General features: G+C 47.5%; 14 protein-coding genes. 12 read left to right on the top strand and 2 right to left on the bottom strand.

What is annotated here, in order from left to right; genetic code table 11:
• Nucleotides 1–83: 83 nt before the first annotated feature.
• Nucleotides 84–2,246, top strand: coding sequence for an HAD-IIB family hydrolase (locus tag BWK47_RS16755; protein ID WP_162329548.1), 2,163 nt, complete (start codon nucleotides 84–86; stop codon nucleotides 2,244–2,246).
• Nucleotides 2,247–2,280: 34 nt separating this feature from the next.
• On the opposite strand, the gene BWK47_RS16750 is transcribed toward BWK47_RS16755, so the two are convergent.
• On the bottom strand, nucleotides 2,281–2,652 hold the full coding sequence (locus BWK47_RS16750; protein ID WP_162329547.1) for a YkgJ family cysteine cluster protein: 372 nt from the start codon (nucleotides 2,650–2,652) through the stop codon (nucleotides 2,281–2,283).
• On the opposite strand from BWK47_RS16750, the gene psb30 reads away from it, so the two are divergent.
• The 10 genes from psb30 to BWK47_RS16700 all read left to right on the top strand — a co-directional run bounded on the left by psb30 (nucleotide 2,651) and on the right by BWK47_RS16700 (nucleotide 17,489).
• Entirely contained in the window at nucleotides 2,651–2,914 is a 264-nt protein-coding gene (psb30, locus tag BWK47_RS17445; RefSeq protein ID WP_428960990.1) for a photosystem II reaction center protein Ycf12/Psb30, read from the top strand. The two genes, BWK47_RS16750 and psb30, sit on opposite strands and share 2 nt — an antisense overlap.
• Nucleotides 2,915–3,103: 189 nt before the next feature.
• Complete coding sequence (locus BWK47_RS16740) at nucleotides 3,104–4,042, top strand: GAF domain-containing protein (protein WP_162329546.1); 939 nt, start codon at nucleotides 3,104–3,106, stop codon at nucleotides 4,040–4,042.
• A gap of 313 nt (nucleotides 4,043–4,355) precedes the next feature.
• Complete coding sequence (locus BWK47_RS16735; protein ID WP_162329545.1) at nucleotides 4,356–6,941, top strand: O-antigen ligase family protein; 2,586 nt, start codon at nucleotides 4,356–4,358, stop codon at nucleotides 6,939–6,941.
• A 21-nt stretch (nucleotides 6,942–6,962) separates the two neighbouring features.
• Nucleotides 6,963–7,775, top strand: a complete 813-nt coding sequence (modA, locus tag BWK47_RS16730; protein WP_162329544.1) for a molybdate ABC transporter substrate-binding protein — start codon at nucleotides 6,963–6,965, stop codon at nucleotides 7,773–7,775.
• 43 nt (nucleotides 7,776–7,818) lie between these two features.
• Nucleotides 7,819–9,669 (top strand): molybdate ABC transporter permease subunit, encoded by a 1,851-nt coding sequence (modB, locus tag BWK47_RS16725; protein ID WP_162329543.1) that lies wholly within the window; start codon nucleotides 7,819–7,821, stop codon nucleotides 9,667–9,669.
• Between the two features lie 162 nt (nucleotides 9,670–9,831).
• Nucleotides 9,832–10,383 carry a Uma2 family endonuclease gene (locus BWK47_RS16720; protein ID WP_237269709.1) on the top strand — a complete coding sequence of 184 codons (552 nt, stop codon included), beginning with the start codon at nucleotides 9,832–9,834 and terminating at the stop codon, nucleotides 10,381–10,383.
• Nucleotides 10,384–10,973: 590 nt separating this feature from the next.
• Nucleotides 10,974–14,573 carry a pyruvate:ferredoxin (flavodoxin) oxidoreductase gene (gene nifJ / locus BWK47_RS16715; protein WP_162329729.1) on the top strand — a complete coding sequence of 1,200 codons (3,600 nt, stop codon included), beginning with the start codon at nucleotides 10,974–10,976 and terminating at the stop codon, nucleotides 14,571–14,573.
• A 95-nt stretch (nucleotides 14,574–14,668) separates the two neighbouring features.
• The gene (locus BWK47_RS16710; protein ID WP_162329542.1) at nucleotides 14,669–15,142 is read left to right on the top strand and encodes a DUF29 domain-containing protein; all 474 of its coding nucleotides are present in this window, start codon (nucleotides 14,669–14,671) and stop codon (nucleotides 15,140–15,142) included.
• 60 nt (nucleotides 15,143–15,202) lie between these two features.
• Nucleotides 15,203–16,234 (top strand): dihydroorotate dehydrogenase-like protein, encoded by a 1,032-nt coding sequence (locus tag BWK47_RS16705; RefSeq protein ID WP_162329541.1) that lies wholly within the window; start codon nucleotides 15,203–15,205, stop codon nucleotides 16,232–16,234.
• A 100-nt stretch (nucleotides 16,235–16,334) separates the two neighbouring features.
• On the top strand, nucleotides 16,335–17,489 hold the full coding sequence (locus BWK47_RS16700) for an ATP-dependent 6-phosphofructokinase (protein WP_162329540.1): 1,155 nt from the start codon (nucleotides 16,335–16,337) through the stop codon (nucleotides 17,487–17,489).
• A gap of 9 nt (nucleotides 17,490–17,498) precedes the next feature.
• Here the strand turns inward: BWK47_RS16700 and BWK47_RS16695 are convergent, their stop codons facing one another.
• Complete coding sequence (locus tag BWK47_RS16695) at nucleotides 17,499–19,352, bottom strand: mechanosensitive ion channel family protein (RefSeq protein WP_162329539.1); 1,854 nt, start codon at nucleotides 19,350–19,352, stop codon at nucleotides 17,499–17,501.
• Nucleotides 19,353–19,464: 112 nt separating this feature from the next.
• Between BWK47_RS16695 and mraY the strand changes: the two genes are divergently transcribed.
• Nucleotides 19,465–20,562, top strand: coding sequence for a phospho-N-acetylmuramoyl-pentapeptide-transferase (gene mraY / locus BWK47_RS16690; RefSeq protein ID WP_162329538.1), 1,098 nt, complete (start codon nucleotides 19,465–19,467; stop codon nucleotides 20,560–20,562).
• Nucleotides 20,563–20,567: the final 5 nt, after the last annotated feature.

Genomic DNA, 20,567 nt, shown 5'->3' with positions numbered 1-20,567 from the left:
ATTCATTAATTGCAGGGGTTAAAATCGTTGCCATGGTACCCTGTGACATCCCTCAGCGGTAATTATAGTAATTTGTAAAACTTATGAGCTATTCATCAAAATACATTTTACTAATTAGTGTCCATGGCTTAATTCGGGGAGAAAACCTTGAGTTGGGCAGAGATGCAGACACCGGCGGACAAACCAAATATGTGTTGGAGCTGGCCCGGGCTTTGGTAAAAAATCCCCAGGTGGGCAGGGTGGATTTGCTGACCCGTTTAATTAAAGATCCCAAAGTAGATGCAGATTATGCCCAGCCTAGAGAACTCATTGGCGATCGGGCCCGGATTGTTCGCATTGAGTGCGGCCCGGAGGAATATATTGCCAAGGAAATGCTCTGGGACTATTTGGATAATTTTGCTGACCATGCCCTGGATTATCTCAAAGAACAGCCCGAACTGCCCGATGTCATCCATAGCCATTACGCCGATGCGGGTTACGTGGGCACCAGACTTTCTCACCAATTGGGTATTCCTTTGGTGCACACCGGACATTCCCTGGGTCGTAGTAAGCGCACCCGTCTCCTGCTCAGTGGGATTAAAGCCGACGAAATTGAAAGCCGTTACAATATGGCCCGCCGGATTAACGCGGAGGAAGAAACCCTAGGATCAGCGGCGAGGGTGATTACCAGTACCCATCAGGAAATCGCAGAACAGTACGCCCAATACGACTATTACCAGCCAGACCAGATGTTGGTTATTCCCCCCGGCACTGATTTAGAAAAGTTTTATCCCCCCAAAGGGAATGAGTGGGAAACGCCTATTGTTCAAGAGTTGCAACGATTTCTACGGCATCCCCGTAAGCCTATTATCCTCGCTTTGTCCCGACCGGATCCCCGCAAAAATATCCATAAATTAATTGCAGCCTATGGCCAGTCCCCGCAGTTACAGGCCCAGGCCAATTTGGTCATTGTGGCGGGCAATCGGGATGACATCACGGATCTAGACCAGGGGCCGAGGGAAGTACTGACGGATTTACTGTTGACCATTGACCGTTACGATCTCTACGGCAAAGTGGCTTACCCCAAACAGAATCAGGCGGAGGATGTGTATGCTTTGTTTCGCCTCACTGCTTTGTCCCAGGGAGTATTTATCAATCCGGCTTTGACGGAACCCTTTGGTTTAACTTTGATTGAAGCGGCGGCCTGTGGTGTGCCCATTGTGGCCACGGAGGATGGGGGCCCGGTGGATATTATCAAAAATTGTCAGAATGGCTATCTAATCAATCCCCTCGATGAAGTGGATATTGCGGATAAATTGCTCAAAGTACTAAACGACAAACAACAATGGCAATTCCTTTCTGAAAGTGGTCTAGAGGGAGTTAAGCGCCATTATTCTTGGCCTTCCCACGTTGAAAGTTATTTAGAAGCCATCAACGCTCTGACCCAACAGACTTCAGTGCTGAAACGTAGTGATTTAAAGCGGCGGCGGACTTTGTACTATAACGGTGCCCTGGTTACTAGTTTGGACCAAAATTTACTGGGGGCATTACAGGGGGGATTACCGGGCGATCGCCAGACGTTGGACGAATTACTGGAAGTGCTGTATCAACATCGAAAAAATGTCGGCTTTTGCATTGCCACTGGGAGAAGATTGGATTCGGTGCTGAAAATTTTGCGGGAGTATCGCATTCCCCAACCGGATATGTTGATCACCAGCATGGGCACGGAAATTTATTCTTCCCCGGATTTGATCCCCGACCAGAGTTGGCGCAATCACATTGATTATTTGTGGAACCGTAACGCCATTGTGCGTATTTTGGGGGAATTACCCGGTTTAGCCCTCCAACCCAAGGAAGAACTGAGCGCCTATAAAATTAGCTATTTCTACGATGCGGCGATCGCCCCTAGCCTAGAAGAAATCCGGCAACTGTTGCATAAAGGGGAACAAACTGTAAATACCATCATTTCCTTTGGCCAATTTCTGGATATTTTGCCCATCCGAGCTTCTAAGGGTTACGCAGTGCGTTGGTTGAGCCAACAGTGGAATATTCCCCTGGAGCACGTTTTCACCGCCGGAGGATCGGGGGCCGACGAAGATATGATGCGGGGTAACACCCTTTCCGTCGTCGTGGCTAACCGTCACCATGAGGAACTTTCTAATCTAGGGGAGATCGAACCTATTTATTTTTCCGAAAAACGTTACGCCGCCGGTATTCTGGACGGTCTGGCCCATTACCGCTTCTTTGAGTTGTTAGACCCCGTTTAACCAGACGAAATCATCGAGAACAGTTAAAAATAGCTTAAAAATGGCTATCTAACTCAAACTTCGGTAATCCCTGGCGATAGCTTTTTAATTCCCTACTGCGGGGGCCATAAACCCCTTCAATCTGTTCTTCACAGCAATGGCTAGCAAATTCGTCGAACTCCGCCGGAGCAATGCCAAACATCCGGGCAAAGTTATCTGGTTTCACCCGGCAAAAACTGGGCCTATCTTCGTAAATCTGGCAGAGGCGATCGCCATGGTTGTAATTAACGCACCAACCGTCTGCCCCCACTAGGCTGTGGTAGAGGGTTAACTCCTCCGGGGTGAGATACTCGGCCAACTCCGGCCGGTCTTCTGGGGTGAGATTACAACAAGCACCACACCCCTGCATGCAATACCAAGTTGCCATGGCCGGTCTCCTTCTTCACATAACTTTATGTATTTTTATGACGGCAAGTCCAGGGGACGAAACCAACCCAGCTATTATAGACATTGGTTTTATTATCCTTGCTTACGTTGAGTCTAGCCAGCAGTTTTTAACAGGAGAAATTATGGAATTATTAGCCGCACTCAATTTAGAACCTATTTTTCAGTTGACTTTTTTGGGCCTGATTGTTCTTGCTGGGCCGGCGGTGGTGTTTGTGCTAGCCTTCCGAGGCGGCGATCTATAGACTATGCCAGCCTGACCTATTGTGGCGAGAAACCTTCCTGTGGGGAGGTTTTTTTATGTCCCATAACAACAACATAGCTAAAATGGAGGCAGGGACAATCATTTGGGAATATGCCAAGCAAATACCCGAATCTCTCAACTTCCCGAATTAACAGAATCTACCAATCCATCCTAGGGCGCCGACAAGCCGATGTTCACCACCACTTCCTTTCCTGACTTTGATAGTGCGGCCCAGGCAACATTGACCTATTTACATCAACGAATGGGGCTATCCCTGTGGATGATCACTCGCACCGAGGTAGATAACTGGATCGTACTCCAGGCTCAGGACAATGGTTACGGAGTTAAGCGGGGGGATGTGTTCCATTGGCCCGATTCCTTTTGCTCCCGCATGGTGAGGGGAGAAGGACCCCATATTGCTCCCCAATCGAACTTGGTGGAAGCCTACCGCAATGCCCCCATCGCCCAGCAGGTGGACATCGGAGCCTATGTGGGGGTGCCCATAACCTATGGGAACGGTTCCCTATTTGGTACCCTTTGTGCCATTGATCCCGAAATTCAGCCCGATAGTTTGGTGGACGAGTTGCCCTTGGTGGAACTCATCGCCCAACTGCTGAGTACTATCCTAGATTTTTTTCTCAAAGCGGAAATAGCTTCCCGGCGGGAAGAGTATCAACAACTTCTGAAGGAACGGGATGGAACTACTGGTTTTTATAGCCTTTCGGGTTGGGAAAAGTTGTTAGCCAGTGAGGAAATTCGCTGTCAGAAATTTGGCTTTCCGGTCAGTGTCATTATTGTTGAGCTGGAAGCAGCGGAGCCCAAAGGGGAAGAGCCTATTAACGACTTAATCTTGCAACGGGCTGCCAAGATCATTAAAACCATTTGTCGCCAGGATGACTTCTGTGCTCGCATTGGGGAAAGGGAATTTGCCATTCTTTGTATTGAGTGCCATATTAGCCAAGCAGATTTTATTCGGGAAAGGTTAGCCCTAGGCTTTGAGCAGGGAAAGATTACGGCGGATATAGGTATTGGGGAGCGTTCCCCCGAAAAAGGACTCCTCGATGCAATGGAAACGGCAAAATCAGCAGCCCATGAACAGAAAAAATTTAGGGTCAAGACGGAAGGTTAAAGTTCCTTTTTCCCACTTTGCCTTGCTCTTAGCCATGGTCGATTAATTTGGAAAATGTGTTGGTTAAGGTGACATTATCGATGGGGCCGAGGCAAGTCTAACATCTAGGCGATCGCCGCGATTCACTCAATCGGGTGAGTGGAGGGCCCTAAATTTTGGTTTAGAATCGTAGATACAGTGAGGTTAAGAAATAAGCAGAACTCGACGCGATTTCCTCCTCACACACGAAAATCTGATTACCGTCCTCCGGGGCGGTTTTTTTCTGGGAAGAGGGCAAAATGGGAAAGGTGTTTTCCTGTGAGTATTGCCCAGTATGGCCGCCGATTCATCCTCTCCTCCGGTTAGTTCCCCTTCATCCACTTCCCCTTCCAGTAACCCAGGACGATTGTTGGGACTATTGACGGCCTTACTCTATGGGCTATTCACCCTGTTACCTAATAGCCATAGCTTGATGGTGGGTTGGCCCTGGGTCTTTGTTTGGCAGACCTGGTTTTGGTTAACTGCGCTGTGGTGTTTGTGGCAAATCGGACAAAATAAGCGCTTAATTTCCCTCGGATTAGGGTTCGACTGGTTAATGGTGGCGTTGGCGATCGCCGTAATGCTAAGTGTGGTAGGGGCGGAATTTCCCCACCAGGCCCGTTGGTATGGCTGGATGTTTTGCGCTTTTCTAGCCGGTTTATATGGACTAAGAAGTTGGCTAAAAGTTCAAACCAACCCCCTGGTAAGCATTAACAAGTTATTGACTTTTCAAGGCTATGTGGGTTTTGCCTTTATTGTCATTAGCCTTTTGCTGTGGTTTACCCAAACCCTCATTCCTTTTTGGCAATCAGCGGCGATCGCCAGGGAAATGGGCATTACTAAAACTTTTACTTTTGGGATACTAGAATTACAAAATTGGGCTCCCATTGGCCACCAAAACTATTTGGCGGGTTACCTAGTGTTAATTTTGCCTTTGCTGAGTGTTTTAATTTGGCTCAATGAAGGCAAAAAACGTTGGTTTTGGAGCGTTGCCTTATCACTGGGATTAATTGATTTTTATACCACCAGTTCCCGGGGGGGACTATTAGGTTTAGCTACTTTATTGTTACTAGTTATTATCGGTATTGGTCTGCTCTGTCAATTGCCCTGGCGATGGTGGTTAGGCCTAGGCACTTTGGCGATCGCCGTGGTGGGAATTTTTATTGGTACGAATGACCGTTTGCTTACTAGCTTCACTGGCATTATGGGAGGGCAAGGGGCGGGACAGTTTGCCTATCGTTTAATTAATTTTGAAATTGGTTGGCGCATGGGGTCAGCCCATCCTTGGACTGGCATTGGCCTGGGCAATGTGCCTCTGCAATATCAAGTTTACCGACCGGTATGGGCGGGGCGGGAATCAGAATTTATCTACCAACTGCATTCCACTCCAGCGCAATTATTTGCAGAATTGGGAATCTGGGGTCTATTAATTCCTTTACTATTAACCATTGGTTTAATTTGGCAATTAATTCGCAGTTTAATCAAACAAAATATAGTTAACACTAAAGGTAATGATGTTGATTCAAACGTAGTAAAAATTCTTATTTTGACCCTCACCAATGCATTGTTAGCCTACGGAGTAACCAGTTTAACTGACTATCAATTGGACAATGTTTGCATTAGCGGCGTTATTGTTATTTATTTTGCCTGTTTACTACAACTTTGGCCTTCCCATCAAGTAATACCAAATCCTAGTCGTTTCGCCCGGCCAGTGTTTTTTGCTAGCATTGCTTTCCTGGTGGCGATCGCCGTGTGGTTATTTCCGATTTTGCGGGCTTGGCAACTGTCAGAAATAGCGTTCCGGGCTTTAGAAGCAGAAAATGTACCAGCTTTCACCGATTACCTTTCCCAAGCGGAAAATCTTGCTCCCTGGGAACCCTATTACCCCACCCAATTGGGTTGGAATTTGGGCAACATTGCTTTGACCACGGCAGATCCAGAACAACGGCAGGAATTGGTAACCAAGGCGATCGCCGCTTTTGAGAGGAGTGTGGAAGCGTCTCCCCACCAGGAATTTACCCATAACAATTTGGGGTGGTTGACCCTGGGGCAAAATCCCAGCCAAGCGAGTCAAGCTTTTGCCACCGCCAGTCAGTTGGTGCCGGCCAAACGGGGGGTATTCTTTGGCCTAGGGCTGAGTCTATTGGTACAACAAAAGTTAGACCTGGCCATTGACGCTTTTAGCATGGAATGTTTGCGGGATCCTTTGTTTATTACTAATCCAGTGTGGCACGATCCTAATTTTGCTCGACTTTATCCGCCTTTGATTGAAAAAATACAGTCGACCCTCAACCAACTGCGGCAGGGTAACCAAACTGATGCCAATTTTCAAAATCTTTTGGGACAAATTCAGGGAGGAATTTATTGGTGGTTGGGACAATTTTCCCAGGCGGAAGCAGAGTTAACCCAAGTTGGCGATCGCCAGAGTCAGGTCTTGCTGGCATTGAGCCAAAATTCAGAGCGTATTGAAGAATATCTCCCTGCTTTGCCCGATCCGGCGGCCAAATTGGTACAGGCTTGGCAAAATCCAGCCCAGGCCCAGGAGTTAATCAATCAAGCTTGGCTCCAGGTTAATGGAACGCCTATGCCAGAACCTTTACTGCAACAAACCCTCCGTTCTCTACAAGAAGCGCCGGATTTTTACACTTGGCTGAGGGATTACGCTCCCATACTCCAGTACCGTCGTCAGCGGTTGGGCTTTGGGGTTAATCTGCGCCACATTGATGGGCCCAACCCCAGCGATTTTTATCAAGTGACGGAAAATCTTCCCCTGGTAACTTGGTTCCCGTTTATGTTGCCTTCCCCCATCCTCGCTCCGGAGTTGGACAATGAACTGCAACCTTTACGGACAGAACTCTGGCAGGCGATCGCCAAAATCTAAAAAAATCTCAAGATGAAATAAATGAAACTAGCTTGGTTTTGGCTACTGATCCTAGTGGGTTTATTGACTGCGTGTGGAGTTTCTTCGTTTAACCAATCGTTCCCCAGTTCAGAAACTTTCGTTGTCCCAACAAAAGAGTCCATTACCCTAACTGTGTCGGCGGCGGCCAGCCTGCAGGATGCAATGGAAGCTTTAGACCCACGGTTTGAATCGACCCATCCCAACATTGAAGTGAATTACAACTTTGCCGCTTCTGGCACACTGCAACGACAAATTGAGCAGGGGGCTAGCGTTGACTTGTTTATCTCCGCCGCATCTAAACAAATGGATGGGTTGCAGGCAAAAAATTTAATCATTAACGATACCCGTCGCAATTTACTCAGCAATAGTTTGGTGTTGGTTGTGCCCCAGGATTCCGCCCTACAGATTGGCGAATTTCAGCAACTCACTGACCCCGCCGTTAGGCGCATTTCCGTGGGGGAGCCCCGCAGTGTTCCCGCTGGGCAGTATGCAGAGGAAGTGTTTGAAAATCTAGGCATTTTGGATCAGTTAAAGCCCAAGTTTGTTTACGGCAATTCGGTGCGGAGTGTTCTAGGCTCCGTGGAAAGCGCCAATGCCGATGCAGGGGTAGTTTACGCCACCGATGGCCAAATTTCCGATCAAGTAAAAACTGTGGTTAAAGCCCCGGCTAATTTGCACGCCCCCATTGTTTATCCGATCGCCGTGATAGCGGCCAGTACCCAACCAGAAGCAGCCCGCACCTATGGCCAATTTCTTGCCAGTGAAGAAGCCCAGAAAGTTTTCAGTCAATATGGTTTTGGCCCGGGTGAATAATCAGCCATTGCCGTAAACTGCCTTAACTGTTCGACATTGCCCCATGACGGTCATTGACCTAACTCCTCTCTGGATTTCCCTCAAAACCGCTGGATTAGCAACCGTGGTCACATGTTTCCTTGGCATTGCAGCAGCCTATGGGATGTTAGGCGATCGCCAGCCGGGAAAGTCTTTGGTTGAGGCGATTTTTATTGCGCCGTTAATTTTGCCCCCCACGGTAGTCGGCTTTTTGCTGCTGTTATTGTTTGGCAAAAATGGCCCGTTGGGAAAAATCATAGCTCAGTTTGATATCACCATCGTTTTCACTTGGTATGCCGCTGTTATCACCGCCACTATTGTTGCTTTTCCCCTAATGTACAAAACAACGTTGGGAGCTTTTGAGCAAGTTGATCGCCATCTGTTGCAAGTTGCCCAAACCCTGGGAGCTTCTAGGGGCGAAGTTTTTCGGCGAATTTTAATGCCCCTGTCCCTACCCGGTATTTTGGCTGGCACCACCCTCGCCTTTGCCCGTTCCTTGGGGGAATTTGGCGCTACTTTGATGCTGGCGGGCAATATTCCGGGGCAAACCCAAACCATACCAATGGCCATCTATTTTGCTGTGGAAGCGGGGGCCATGGGGGAAGCTTGGTTATGGGTAGGCATTATTTTTGTCATCTCCCTGGCTGGCATTATGGCTGCCAATATCTGGCAAAGACGTTATGAAGATAAAATTCACAACCCTCAGCCCCAGGAGCATCGGTTAACTGTTTTATTCCAAAACAATGGATGGGAAAATTCCTCTTCTCATTACCCAAAGCTAGGGGAAGTGGAGCCAGGGATCCAGGTCAACATTCAGAAGCAGTTAGCGCAATTCAGTTTAGACGTTACATTTACTGCCCAAGGGGAAACGGTGGGATTGTTAGGGGCATCGGGTTCTGGTAAAAGCATGACGCTCTGTTGCATTGCGGGGATAGAAACTCCGACCCAGGGGCAGATTATTCTTAATGGTCGAACTTTGTTTGATTCACAACGAAATATCAATGTACCGAGCCATGAACGGAAAGTCGGTTTAGTGTTGCAAAACTATGCCCTATTTCCCCATCTGACCGTGGCCCAGAACATTGCCTTTGGTCTGCGGCACCTCTCCCCCCAACGGCGATCGCTCCGGGTTGAAGAACAATTGACTTTAGTAAATTTAGAAAAAATGGGCGATCGTTATCCCCATCAGCTATCCGGTGGCCAACAACAACGGGTCGCCCTGGCCCGGGCTTTAGCTCCGGAACCCAATGTTCTGTTATTAGACGAACCCTTTTCTGCCCTGGATACCCATCTACGCTATGAACTGGAAAAACAGTTGCTCAAAATCCTTTCTGGCTATAAAGGATTCACCCTTTTCGTCAGCCATAACCTGGAAGAAGCCTATCGGATTTGTCAGAAATTACTCGTACTAAGCCAAGGTCAATTGGTAGCTACTGGGGACAAGCAAGCCATCTTTGATCGCCCTGGGACTCTGACCATTGCCCAACTAACGGGTTGCAAAAATTACTCTCCCATTCAAGCCATCGATCGCCATACTGTCCGGGCCCTGGGCTGGCAATGCACCTTACAAACAACGGAACCCGTTTCTTCCGACCAAACCCACATCGGGATTCGGGCCCATCAAATTCGGTTTCTAGATTCTGGCGATCGCCATCAATCTCCGGTCAATACTTTTCCTGGTTGGGTGGTGTGGACCAGTGAAACTCCCCATCGCATGACGGTTTATTTAAAATTAGGGATTCCTCCCGTTGATACCGATGACTATCACCTCCAGGCGGAGGTATTTAAAGAAAAATGGCAGATTTTACGTCATTGTCCCCAGCCTTGGTCTATACATCTGGAACCCGACCGATTGATGTTGTTAACCCCCGATTAATCGTGAATGGCCAAACGGCGATCGACGCAAAAACTTCTGTTATGTCACCGTAAATCAATCCTCAAAACAACACAACGCAGTTAAAGTCTTGATGTTAGACTAGAAGCCTGTGCTTGCCCCCCAATGATTGGGAGAACAATTATGAGTCCACTAAAGATAAAAATGGATTCTTTAAAATTATCCGACGAGCAGTTTTATAAGCTTTGTCAAAATAATAGTGATTTACGGTTTGAGAGAACTTATCAGGGAGATTTAATCATTATGCCCCCTACGGGTGGGGAAACTGGCGAAAAGAATTCCGAAATTAATTATCAATTAAGACACTGGAATAAACAGTATCAGCTTGGTAAGGTTTTTGATTCCTCCACGGGCTTTAAACTTCCCAATGGTGCGGATAAGTCCCCCGATGCGGCGTGGATTTCCCTGGAAAAATGGACAGCATTAACACAGGAAGAAAAACAAGGCTTTGTGCCTCTTTGTCCTGATTTTGTGATTGAACTAAGATCGCCCAGCGACAATTTAAAGCCCCTACAGGAAAAAATGCAGGAATATTTAGAAAATGGCACACGGTTGGGGTGGTTAATTAATCGTCAAAGTAAGGAAGTAGAAATTTATCGTCAGGGTCAAGGGATGGAAGTAGTAAAAAATCCGAGCAATTTATCAGGGGAAAATGTTTTACCGATGTTTGTGTTGGATTTAGATTTGATTTGGTAAGGTGAATGCTGCCAAAATCTATTTTGACAGAGGTTTTAATTCGATTTTTTAAACTATAGTTAATTTGGCTGTAAATTGTGATTGGAATAAGTCGCTGAAATTGGATCAACTAATTAGCCTGAGTACTGTCCAAGCATTGTCAACAATCGGGTGGATGTTGCTGCTGTCATGAAATCCAAACAATAGCTAAGGCAAAATTTTCTTCTTGCCACGGAGCAATTACAAAACTTCACAGTATTTGATCTCGTTAAAAAACAATAAGAAAGTGTTCCATTTTTTGATTTTGGGTTCAAGATAAAACTAAGACCCAGAGAGAACGCCATGACCAAACACCAATCGTTGACGACTAATTCGCAGCCCCATTTCTCGACTAAGTTTTTTGGGCTATCTCTTTCCCCGGCCTTAATTAAGAATCAACAAAAACAATCTTGAAGTTGTTTAATTTTTCTTGGCATTAGTGTTATTTTCAACGATTTTTTAGCGCTCCATTAACCCCCGGCAGTATCCCCAACTGTTAACAAACTTGACTGCTTTGTTTCATATTTTTGGCTTTTGTTGCCATTGCAGAAACCTTTGAGGACGATTCGTTTATGAGTTTACCTACCTATGCCACCCTCGACGGTAATGAAGCGGTGGCCCGTGTGGCCTACCTGCTCAGTGAGGTGATTGCCATTTATCCCATCACCCCTTCCTCGCCCATGGGGGAATGGTCCGATGCTTGGGCAGCAGAACACCGGCCCAATTTGTGGGGCACCGTACCATTGGTGGTGGAAATGCAAAGCGAGGGGGGAGCCGCCGGTACTGTCCATGGCGCTCTGCAATCGGGAGCTTTGACCACAACATTTACCGCTTCCCAGGGCTTAATGTTGATGTTGCCCAATATGCACAAAATTGCTGGGGAATTAACAGCCATGGTTTTGCATGTGGCGGCCCGTTCTTTAGCGGCCCAGGGCCTATCTATTTTTGGGGATCACAGTGATGTGATGGCGGCCAGAAATACGGGCTTTGCCATGTTAAGTTCCAATTCTGTCCAGGAAGCCCACGATTTTGCCCTCATTGCCACGGCCACCAGCTTTGCCACCAGGATACCAGGACTGCACTTTTTTGATGGTTTTCGCACTTCCCACGAAGAACAAAAAATTGAGCTTTTACCCCAGGAAGTACTCCGTGGTTTGATTAAGGATGAGGATGTGCTAGCCCACCGGGAACGGGCTTTGACCCCCGATCGCCCGAAGTTGCGGGGTACGGCCCAAAATCCGGATGTGTATTTCCAGGCGCGGGAAACGGTTAATCCTTTTTATGCCAGTTATCCCGACGTGCTGGAGCAGGTGATGGAGCAATTTGGCCAGCTCACCGGCCGCCATTATCGTCCCTATGAATATTTCGGCCATCCCGAGGCGGAACGGGTGATTGTGCTGATGGGTTCTGGAGCGGAAACGGTCCAGGAAACGGTGGATTTTCTCACGGCCCAAGGGGAAAAAGTCGGTTTACTGAAAGTGCGCCTCTATCGACCCTTCGCTGGCGATCGCCTGGTTAATGCTCTACCAAAAACGGTGCAAAAAATAGCGGTGCTGGACCGGTGCAAGGAACCAGGGAGCATTGGGGAACCCCTCTATCAGGATGTACTGACGGCCTTTTTTGAAGCGGGCATGATGCCGAAAATTATTGGTGGTCGTTACGGTCTGTCGTCCAAGGAATTTACCCCCGCCATGGTTAAAGGGGTGTTGGACCATCTAAATCAAACCAACCCCAAAAACCATTTCACCGTAGGCATTAACGATGATTTGAGCCACACCAGCATTGACTATGACCCCAGTTTTTCCACGGAAGCAGATTCTGTCGTCCGGGCAATTTTCTACGGTCTCGGTTCCGACGGCACAGTGGGAGCTAATAAGAACTCCATCAAAATCATTGGCGAAGATACGGACAATTATGCCCAGGGTTACTTTGTTTACGACTCGAAAAAATCCGGTTCTGTAACCGTTTCCCATCTGCGCTTTGGCCCTAATCCCATCCTGTCCACTTACCTGATTAGCCAAGCCAATTTTGTCGCCTGTCACCAGTGGGAATTTTTGGAACAGTTTGAAGTGTTGGAACCAGCCGTTGATGGCGGCGTTTTCCTGGTCAATAGCCCCTACGGCCCGGAGGAAATTTGGCTACAGTTTCCCCGCAAGGTGCAACAGGAAATTATTGACAAAAACCTCAAGGTTTACACCATTAACGCCAATGATGTGGCCAGGGATGCGGGCATGGGTCGCCGCACCAATACGGTGATGCAAACCTGTTTCTTTGCCTTAGCAGGAGTTTTGCCCCGGGAAGAGGCGATCGCCAAAATTAAGCAGTCGATCCAAAAAACCTACGGCAAAAAGGGTCAGGAAATTGTCGAGATGAATATTAAAGCGGTGGATTCCACCCTGGCCCATCTCTATGAAGTGTCCGTACCGGAAACGGTGAGCGACGATGCCCCTGCTATGCGGCCGGTGGTGCCTGATAACGCCCCGGTGTTTGTGCGGGAAGTGTTAGGAAAAATCATGGCCCGCCAAGGGGATGATCTCCCGGTCAGTGCTTTACCCTGCGACGGCACCTATCCCACCGCCACTACCCAATGGGAAAAACGCAACGTGGGCCACGAAATTCCTGTTTGGGACCCCGATGTCTGTGTGCAATGCGGCAAATGCGTCATTGTTTGCCCCCATGCTGTGATTCGGGGCAAAGTTTACGAGGAGGCAGAATTGGCCAATGCTCCGGTCAGTTTCAAATTTACCAATGCCAAAGACCATGATTGGCAAGGTTCTAAGTTCACCATCCAGGTAGCCCCGGAAGATTGCACCGGTTGCGGCATCTGTGTGGACGTATGCCCGGCTAAAAATAAATCCCAGCCTCGTTTAAGGGCGATCAATATGGCTCCCCAGTTACCCTTGCGGGAACAGGAACGGGAGAATTGGGACTTTTTCCTAGATTTGCCCAACCCCGATCGCCTCAGTTTGAATTTGAACAAAATCAGCCATCAACAGATGCAGGAGCCGTTATTTGAATTTTCTGGAGCCTGTGCCGGTTGTGGGGAAACCCCTTATTTGAAACTGGTCAGTCAATTATTTGGCGATCGCATGTTAGTGGCCAACGCCACCGGTTGCTCTTCCATCTATGGCGGCAACTTACCGACAACTCCCTGGGCCCAAAATGCTGAGGGTCGCGGTCCCGCTTGGTCCAATTCCCTGTTTGAAGATAACGCTGAATTTGGCCTTGGTTTCCGAGTGGCGATCGACAAGCAAACGGAATTTGCAGGGGAATTGCTAAAAACCTTTGCCGGGGAGTTGGGGGATAGTTTGGTTACCCAAATTCTTAATAACGTCCAAGCCACCGAAGCAGACATTTTTGAGCAACGGCAATTGGTAGAACAGGTTAAGCAACGTTTGCAAAATCTGGAAACTCCCCAAGCCCAAATGTTCCTTTCTGTAGCGGATTACCTCGTGAAGAAAAGCGTTTGGATTATTGGTGGCGATGGCTGGGCCTACGACATTGGGTACGGCGGTTTGGATCACGTCCTCGCCAGTGGGCGTAATGTCAATATCTTGGTGATGGATACGGAAGTCTATTCCAACACCGGTGGCCAAGCCTCCAAAGCCACTCCCCGGGCCGCTGTAGCTAAATTCGCCGCTGGGGGTAAACCCTCTCCCAAAAAAGATTTGGGCTTAATGGCCATGACCTACGGCAACGTCTATGTGGCCAGTATCGGCATGGGAGCCAAAAATGAGCAGTCCATTAAAGCCTTTATGGAAGCGGAAGCCTATCCCGGTGTGTCGTTAATTATTGCCTACTCCCACTGCATTGCCCACGGCATCAATATGACCACCGCCATGAACCATCAAAAAGAGTTGGTGGACAGCGGTCGTTGGTTGCTCTACCGCTATAACCCTTTGTTGGCGGATGAAGGTAAAAATCCCCTGCAATTGGATATGCGATCGCCAAAAGTAGCCATTGACAAAACGGTCTATTCGGAAAATCGCTTTGCCATGCTCACCCGCAGTCAACCAGAGGAGGCCAAACGCCTAATGAAGTTAGCTCAAGGGGATGTGAACACTCGCTGGGCCATGTACGAATATCTGGCGAAACGTTCTCTGGGTGGGGAAATTAACGGTAACAACCATGGTGTTTCCCCATCTCCGGAGGTAATTGCTAAATCTGTTTAGAATCGGCATTAGGGGGGCAATTTTGATTACCCTAAATATTGTTTTTTGCAAAATTGCCTCTTTTCTTACTTTATTCCAATTCCAAGGAGATATTGATGCCTACCCAAGTTGACATGAAAGCTCTTTATGAGCAGGATTTTTATCAGTGGTTGTTAGCAACAACCAATTTACTGAAATCTCGTCAATTAACAATGATTGATTGGGATAACTTGATTGAAGAAATTGATGGTTTGGCTCGCGAAGAAGTTGGACAATTATATGAACACCTCGAGGAAATTTTTCATCATCTGTTAATCTTTCAAAAGCCGTTAATTTCTTTAGAGGATAGAGATAACGTAGAATCACATCGCAGTAAGTTATCATTTGGTCGAATCCAACTGAAGATTTTGCTAGAAAGTAGTCCTAGCCTAGAAGAGTTTTGGGATGAGCAGTTTGAACAAGCCTATCAAGACTCCAGGGAAGTGGTATCTGTTTACTATGGCTTGCCAAAAGATACATTTCCGGAAGATCCACTTTTTACAAAGGAGCAAGTGTTAGATTTTGGCTATCTCCCTTGCCAGCTCCCTTAAGATTATCCAAATCGAATCAATTATTACTATAAACCGCAAAATCAAAAAGGTATTTAAACCATGGATCTCACTACTCAATACCTCGGCTTAAATCTTAAATCTCCCCTAGTGGTCGGTTCCTGTGCCCCCTTGACGGAGGAGTTGGACAATCTCAAAAAAATGGAGGACAGTGGTGCGGCGGCGATCGTTTTACATTCCTTCTTTGAAGAGCAATTGCGGCAAGAAAGACTGGAAATGTACTACCATCTCACCCATGGCACCCATAGTTTTGCTGAAGCTCTGACTTATTTTCCTGAACCCCAGGTTTTTCATGTCGGTTCTGAGGAGTATCTCAACCATATTCGCCTGGCTAAAGAGAGTTTAGATATTCCTATAATTGGCAGCTTAAATGGTTCTACCCTAGGCGGCTGGTTAGACTATTCCCAACAAATGGAGGGGGCTGGGGCCGATGCTATTGAACTTAATATTTACTACGTACCCACAGATTTGGATGTGCCAGGCACAGAGGTGGAAAAAAATTATCTTGACATTGTTAAAGCGGTTAAAGATGAAGTTAAAATTCCCGTTGCTGTTAAAATTTCACCCTTCTTTAGCAATATGGCCTATATGGCCAAGAAGTTTGCCGATTATGGCGCTGATGGATTAGTTTTATTTAACCGTTTTTACCAGCCAGATTTTGACCTAGAAAGCCTAGAAGTTTATCCCCATATTCTGCTCAGCACTCCCCAAAGTATGCGCCTTCCCCTACATTGGCTGGCGATTTTATATGGGCGTATTGACTGCGACTTAGCCGCCACCAGTGGAATTTTGCACACAGTGGATTTGGTCAAGGTATTAATGGCGGGGGCAAAAATCACCCAATTGGTCAGTGCCCTATTGCGCCACGGCATCGGTTATATTCACACATTGGAAAATAGTTTAGCCCGTTGGATGGAGGAGCATGAATATGAATCTGTACAGCAGATGCAAGGCAGTATGAGTCAACTTAATTGCCCCGATCCCACTGCTTTTGAGCGGGTTCAATATGTCAAAGCTCTGCAGACCTACGCCCCTATTTGGAAAGCGCTTGATCCCCTTGAACCAGTGGGTTAGTAAACCGCCGGATTAGGGATTGGCGATAGATTGGGGTTCGATTTTGACCATGGGTCAGCTATTGAAAGAGTTAGAAAGACTCAAATTAAGGGGGTTTGGTATGGGCACAAAACGTATTGGAATTTTGACCAGTGGTGGTGATTGTCCTGGCCTCAATGCCGTCATCCGAGCAGTGGTTAAGGCCTCAGCTCTTAAGGGGTGGGAGGTTTATGGTATTCCCTACGGCACCGATGGTTTTGTTGAAGTTGCCCACGGAAAATACCAGGCAGAGGATTTACTGTTAACTAAACATGGCTATGCTCTACCCGGGATGCTCAAAGGCTTAGATGTATTGCAATTTCTCAGCGGTAGTGTTTTAGGGTCCTTAAGTAAGGGACATCCAGAGCAACCGGCGATCGCCGAAGCCATTCTCAAGGGTTATGCCATACTTGACCTGGAAGCACTAATTGTTATTGGTGGCGATGGTAGTTTAGACATTATTTATGATTTAGCCCAAAAAGGTAATTGGCATATTATTGCCATTCCCAAAACCATTGACAATGATGTGCCCTTTACGGATCTGGCAGTGGGATTTAGCACTGCGGTGGATATTGTTACCCAAGCCTTATACGACCTGACTTTTACCGCCGCTAGCCATGAACGCATTATCATTGTCCAGGTCATGGGGCGGGATGCGGGGCATTTGACTCTCCATGCAGGCATTGCCGGCGGAGCCGATATCATTTTAATTCCCGAAATTACCCCCTGTTTGACTTCTGAAATTATCCGCAATTGTTGTTATCAACTAATGAATTTGCGGAAGTCTGGCCGCCATTTTGCTTTAATAGTTATTTCAGAGGGTGTCCACGATCAAAATAATAAGAAAAACAAACATATCGCCGACTACTTAGCAGAAAAAATCAGTGAAACTAGTCAACATCTTTGCGACATTAAAGATCCCGCTTTTTGCGATCTAGTAAGTCTAGACATTCGAGCCACAACCCTGGGTCATTTACAACGGAGCGGGACCCCCCTATCGTTCGATCGCCTCTTGGCCACGGTGTTTGGAATTAGGGCAGTGGAGTTGATCGAACAGGAAATTTATGACCAGGTGGTGATCTGGCGCAGTGGGAAGGTGGAACACGCTGACCTTAAACCAATTATCAGCATCATTAAAGAATGTCACCAGGAAAATCGCTGTCCTTTCCCGGTGGATAGGGATGGTTTTATGGTTAAAACGGCCAAGTCATTGGGCATATACCTAGGAGAAGACTAATACTAAACACTAGCTTTCCACAGCGGACTCAAGGGCATTAAAGGGGGGATTGGTAGCCCCGTTAGTGGTGTTGGTTGCATGGGCATATATTTGCCGGGGGGCACCGATTTCGATGTTATTTTCCGTCAGGGCCTGGCGCACACGGAAACGCAGTTCTCGACCCACGGACCACTGTTGAGCGGGGGCTGTTTGAATCCAGATAGTGATGGTCATGCCCTCATGGGTAAGACTATCGATGCCCAACACATCGGGAACTGCCAGCATTTTTTCATGCCATTCCGGGTCGTTGTACAGGTCTTCCCCCACTTGACGTAGAACATTAATGGCTTTGACGGGGTCAGTGTCGTAGGCTACATTGACGCTCAAATTAGCCCTGGACCACGAACGGGTCAGGTTTTTAACCTGGGTAATGGCACTGTTGGGGATGGTAACCAGTTCTCCCCCGGCACTCCTTAACTGAGTCACCCGTAAGTTTAAATTTTCCACCCCCCCGGCGGCGAAGCCCACATCAATCACATCTCCAATGGCATACTGGTCTTCGGCTAATACTAGAAATCCATCGACCAAATCCTTGACCAAGCTTTGGGCACCGAAGGAAATGGCCAAGGCCAATAAACCCCCAATGGCAACCACAGAACCGGTAGGAATGCCCAGAATAGTCAGGGCGGTTAACAAACCGCTAGCACTGATAACCACCGTGACCATACCTTTGATGGCCCCAGAGATGGTGGAAATACGCAGATCTCGCCGTTGGTCATCTCCCAGATTGATAAATTTGTTGAAGCTGGCGGAATTAGTGTTTTGCCAATTGTCTTTTAGTAATTCAATGATGCGATGGCTAATACGGATAGTTAGACCAACAAAAAACCACAGCATTAGCAATTGCAAAGGGCGACCCAAAATGGCGCCACTGAGGGTGGCTAAGCCGGGAATTTGTCGAAAAATGGCGAACAAGCCAAAGTACCAACCAAGGACAATCACCCAGAACAAAAGCCACTGGATAAATTTCCAAAAGCCGATTTTGCGGTCGATACTGAGTATTTGAGGTAATCTTTGCCAAAATATCCGTTGCTGTTCCCCCAAAATTTCCGGGGCAGCATAATTAATTTCTATGGGGTCGGGGTGATTTTTTTCCAGCAGTTCGGACTCCGCTTGTTTTTCAGCGGCGATCGCCTGTTTACGATTGAGGAGTCGTTGACGATGCCGGGAAATTAAATGTTTGATACTAGCAACAATGACCGTTGCCACCAATAGGGCTACAAATATTTGAAAAGCCTGTTTGAAGGATTGTTCTAGGGCTTCTGGGGTAGTACTAGCTTGGCCTCGCCGAATTTCTTTATCCAGTTTTTCCCGCCATTGCTCCGCTAAAACATCAATGGGTTGGCCGTTGAAATCTGCATCGTTTTCCGTAACGGAAGCTAGCACCAAGGGGAGGGGATAATCGTCATTGCTAACAGTAACCACCACCACGTTGTTGAGCCGGGAAGTTTCTACCCTTAGGTCATCGGGGTTCATATCCCGTCTGAAAATAGCCAGTTCTAATTTGCTTTCAATGTCCTGAGCCCTTTGCTCCACAGGAATTTGGCTGGTATTCTCTTGGCGGTTATACACAGTGGGGGAGGCCACATCAAACAGAAAACCGTTGTCAACGGGCGATCGTACCGGAGCCACTTCGATGGGACCATACCGGGAAACTTCCGGCGGTTTATAGCCACTGCCCTGGCCACTAAAACCTTGGGGCATAACGAATTGGGCTTGGCTGGGGTGAGGAATGATCAGTAGTAGCGCTAAAACAACACAGCCGAGCCAGAAGAAGCGTTGATATTTTCGTCGATATTTTTTTAGTTTGGTAATTAAGGGCATGGTTCTTGATATTTAAATCTGTCAGCAAAATCGACAGCCAAAGGCCAGCAACCTTGATGTTAGTCTGATGGAGAAAACGTCATTGATCAACCCCTGAACTAATTTTTTGACTATGGCCAACGCAAAATCTTCGTCCCTTCCCAGTTGGAAAAACCCCAGTGGCAAAACCTTACTAATCCTGCTCTGGGCATTGGCTTTAGCCCTGATGGCCCTGTTGAGTAGCTGGGCGGATATACCATGGTTGAGCAATGGAAAATTACTGATTGCCCTTGGTTTTACGGCCTTGGTTACGGCTCTCATTGGTATGGCGGTGGTACCAATACTAGTAAACCTGAAAGCTAGTCAGGTGATTCAGTCCGACGGACCCCAAAGTCATTTGAAAAAGGCCGGTACTCCTACCATGGGGGGGATTTTCTTTGTGCCGGTGGCGGTGGCGATCGCCGTGGTGGGAACCCAGTTTAATCCCGATGTCATAGTGGTGGGTTTGGTGACTTTGGGCTATATGGCGATCGGTTGGGTGGATGACTGGCAGATTTTAAAATACAAATCCAATAAGGGTTTAACCCCGAAACAAAAATTATTTTTGCAGGTGGCGATCGCCGTTATTTTTTGCACTTGGCTATTTTTTTATGGGCCAACGGAAATTACGGACATTCGCATTATGCAATTTGTCTTACCCCTGGGTTTCCTTTTTTGGTTAGTGGCTATCTTTGCCCTAGTGGCGGAAAGTAATGCGACCAATCTGACCGACGGAGTGGATGGTTTGGCGGCCGGAACTGGGGCGATCGCCTTTGTGGGATTGGGTTTACTGGTGGCGAAAGAAAATCCAGCACTAGCCTTTTTCTGCTGTGCCATGGCCGGTGGCTGTATTGGTTTTGTACACCATAACCACAATCCTGCCCGGGTATTCATGGGAGATACTGGTTCTTTAGCCCTAGGGGGGAGTTTGGCTGCGGTGGGCATTATGACCGGCAACCTCTGGGGACTGCTGTTGATCAGCGGCATTTTTCTGGCAGAATCCCTCTCCGTCATCGCCCAAGTGGGTTACTACAAAGCCACCAAAGGCCCTGATGGCGTCGGCAAAAGGTTGTTAAAAATGGCTCCCATTCACCACCATTTAGAATTAAGTGGCTGGACCGAAACCCAAATTGTGGGCTCTTTTTACCTCATCAATACCCTCTTGACGATCGTGGCTATGGCAACGGCATAACAGTA

The sequence above is a fragment of the Synechocystis sp. CACIAM 05 genome (assembly GCF_010222815.1).
Taxonomy (GTDB): Bacteria; Cyanobacteriota; Cyanobacteriia; order Cyanobacteriales; family Microcystaceae; genus Synechocystis.
Note: the sequence above shows the minus strand (reverse complement) of the source record. Positions and strands in the feature narration are given on the sequence as shown.

What these genes read in the sequence shown, in the direction of transcription:
- psb30 (WP_428960990.1), top strand. Translation starts at nt 2,651, where the DNA reads ATGGCCGGTCTCCTTCTTCACATAACTTTATGTATTTTTATGACGGCA.
- nifJ (WP_162329729.1), top strand. Translation starts at nt 10,974, where the DNA reads ATGAGTTTACCTACCTATGCCACCCTCGACGGTAATGAAGCGGTGGCC.
- BWK47_RS16720 (WP_237269709.1), top strand. Translation starts at nt 9,832, where the DNA reads ATGGATTCTTTAAAATTATCCGACGAGCAGTTTTATAAGCTTTGTCAA.
- BWK47_RS16735 (WP_162329545.1), top strand. Translation starts at nt 4,356, where the DNA reads ATGGCCGCCGATTCATCCTCTCCTCCGGTTAGTTCCCCTTCATCCACT.
- BWK47_RS16700 (WP_162329540.1), top strand. Translation starts at nt 16,335, where the DNA reads ATGGGCACAAAACGTATTGGAATTTTGACCAGTGGTGGTGATTGTCCT.
- BWK47_RS16705 (WP_162329541.1), top strand. Translation starts at nt 15,203, where the DNA reads ATGGATCTCACTACTCAATACCTCGGCTTAAATCTTAAATCTCCCCTA.
- modB (WP_162329543.1), top strand. Translation starts at nt 7,819, where the DNA reads ATGACGGTCATTGACCTAACTCCTCTCTGGATTTCCCTCAAAACCGCT.
- BWK47_RS16750 (WP_162329547.1), bottom strand. Translation starts at nt 2,652, where the DNA reads ATGGCAACTTGGTATTGCATGCAGGGGTGTGGTGCTTGTTGTAATCTC.
- mraY (WP_162329538.1), top strand. Translation starts at nt 19,465, where the DNA reads ATGGCCAACGCAAAATCTTCGTCCCTTCCCAGTTGGAAAAACCCCAGT.
- BWK47_RS16755 (WP_162329548.1), top strand. Translation starts at nt 84, where the DNA reads ATGAGCTATTCATCAAAATACATTTTACTAATTAGTGTCCATGGCTTA.
- BWK47_RS16710 (WP_162329542.1), top strand. Translation starts at nt 14,669, where the DNA reads ATGCCTACCCAAGTTGACATGAAAGCTCTTTATGAGCAGGATTTTTAT.
- modA (WP_162329544.1), top strand. Translation starts at nt 6,963, where the DNA reads ATGAAACTAGCTTGGTTTTGGCTACTGATCCTAGTGGGTTTATTGACT.
- BWK47_RS16740 (WP_162329546.1), top strand. Translation starts at nt 3,104, where the DNA reads ATGTTCACCACCACTTCCTTTCCTGACTTTGATAGTGCGGCCCAGGCA.
- BWK47_RS16695 (WP_162329539.1), bottom strand. Translation starts at nt 19,352, where the DNA reads ATGCCCTTAATTACCAAACTAAAAAAATATCGACGAAAATATCAACGC.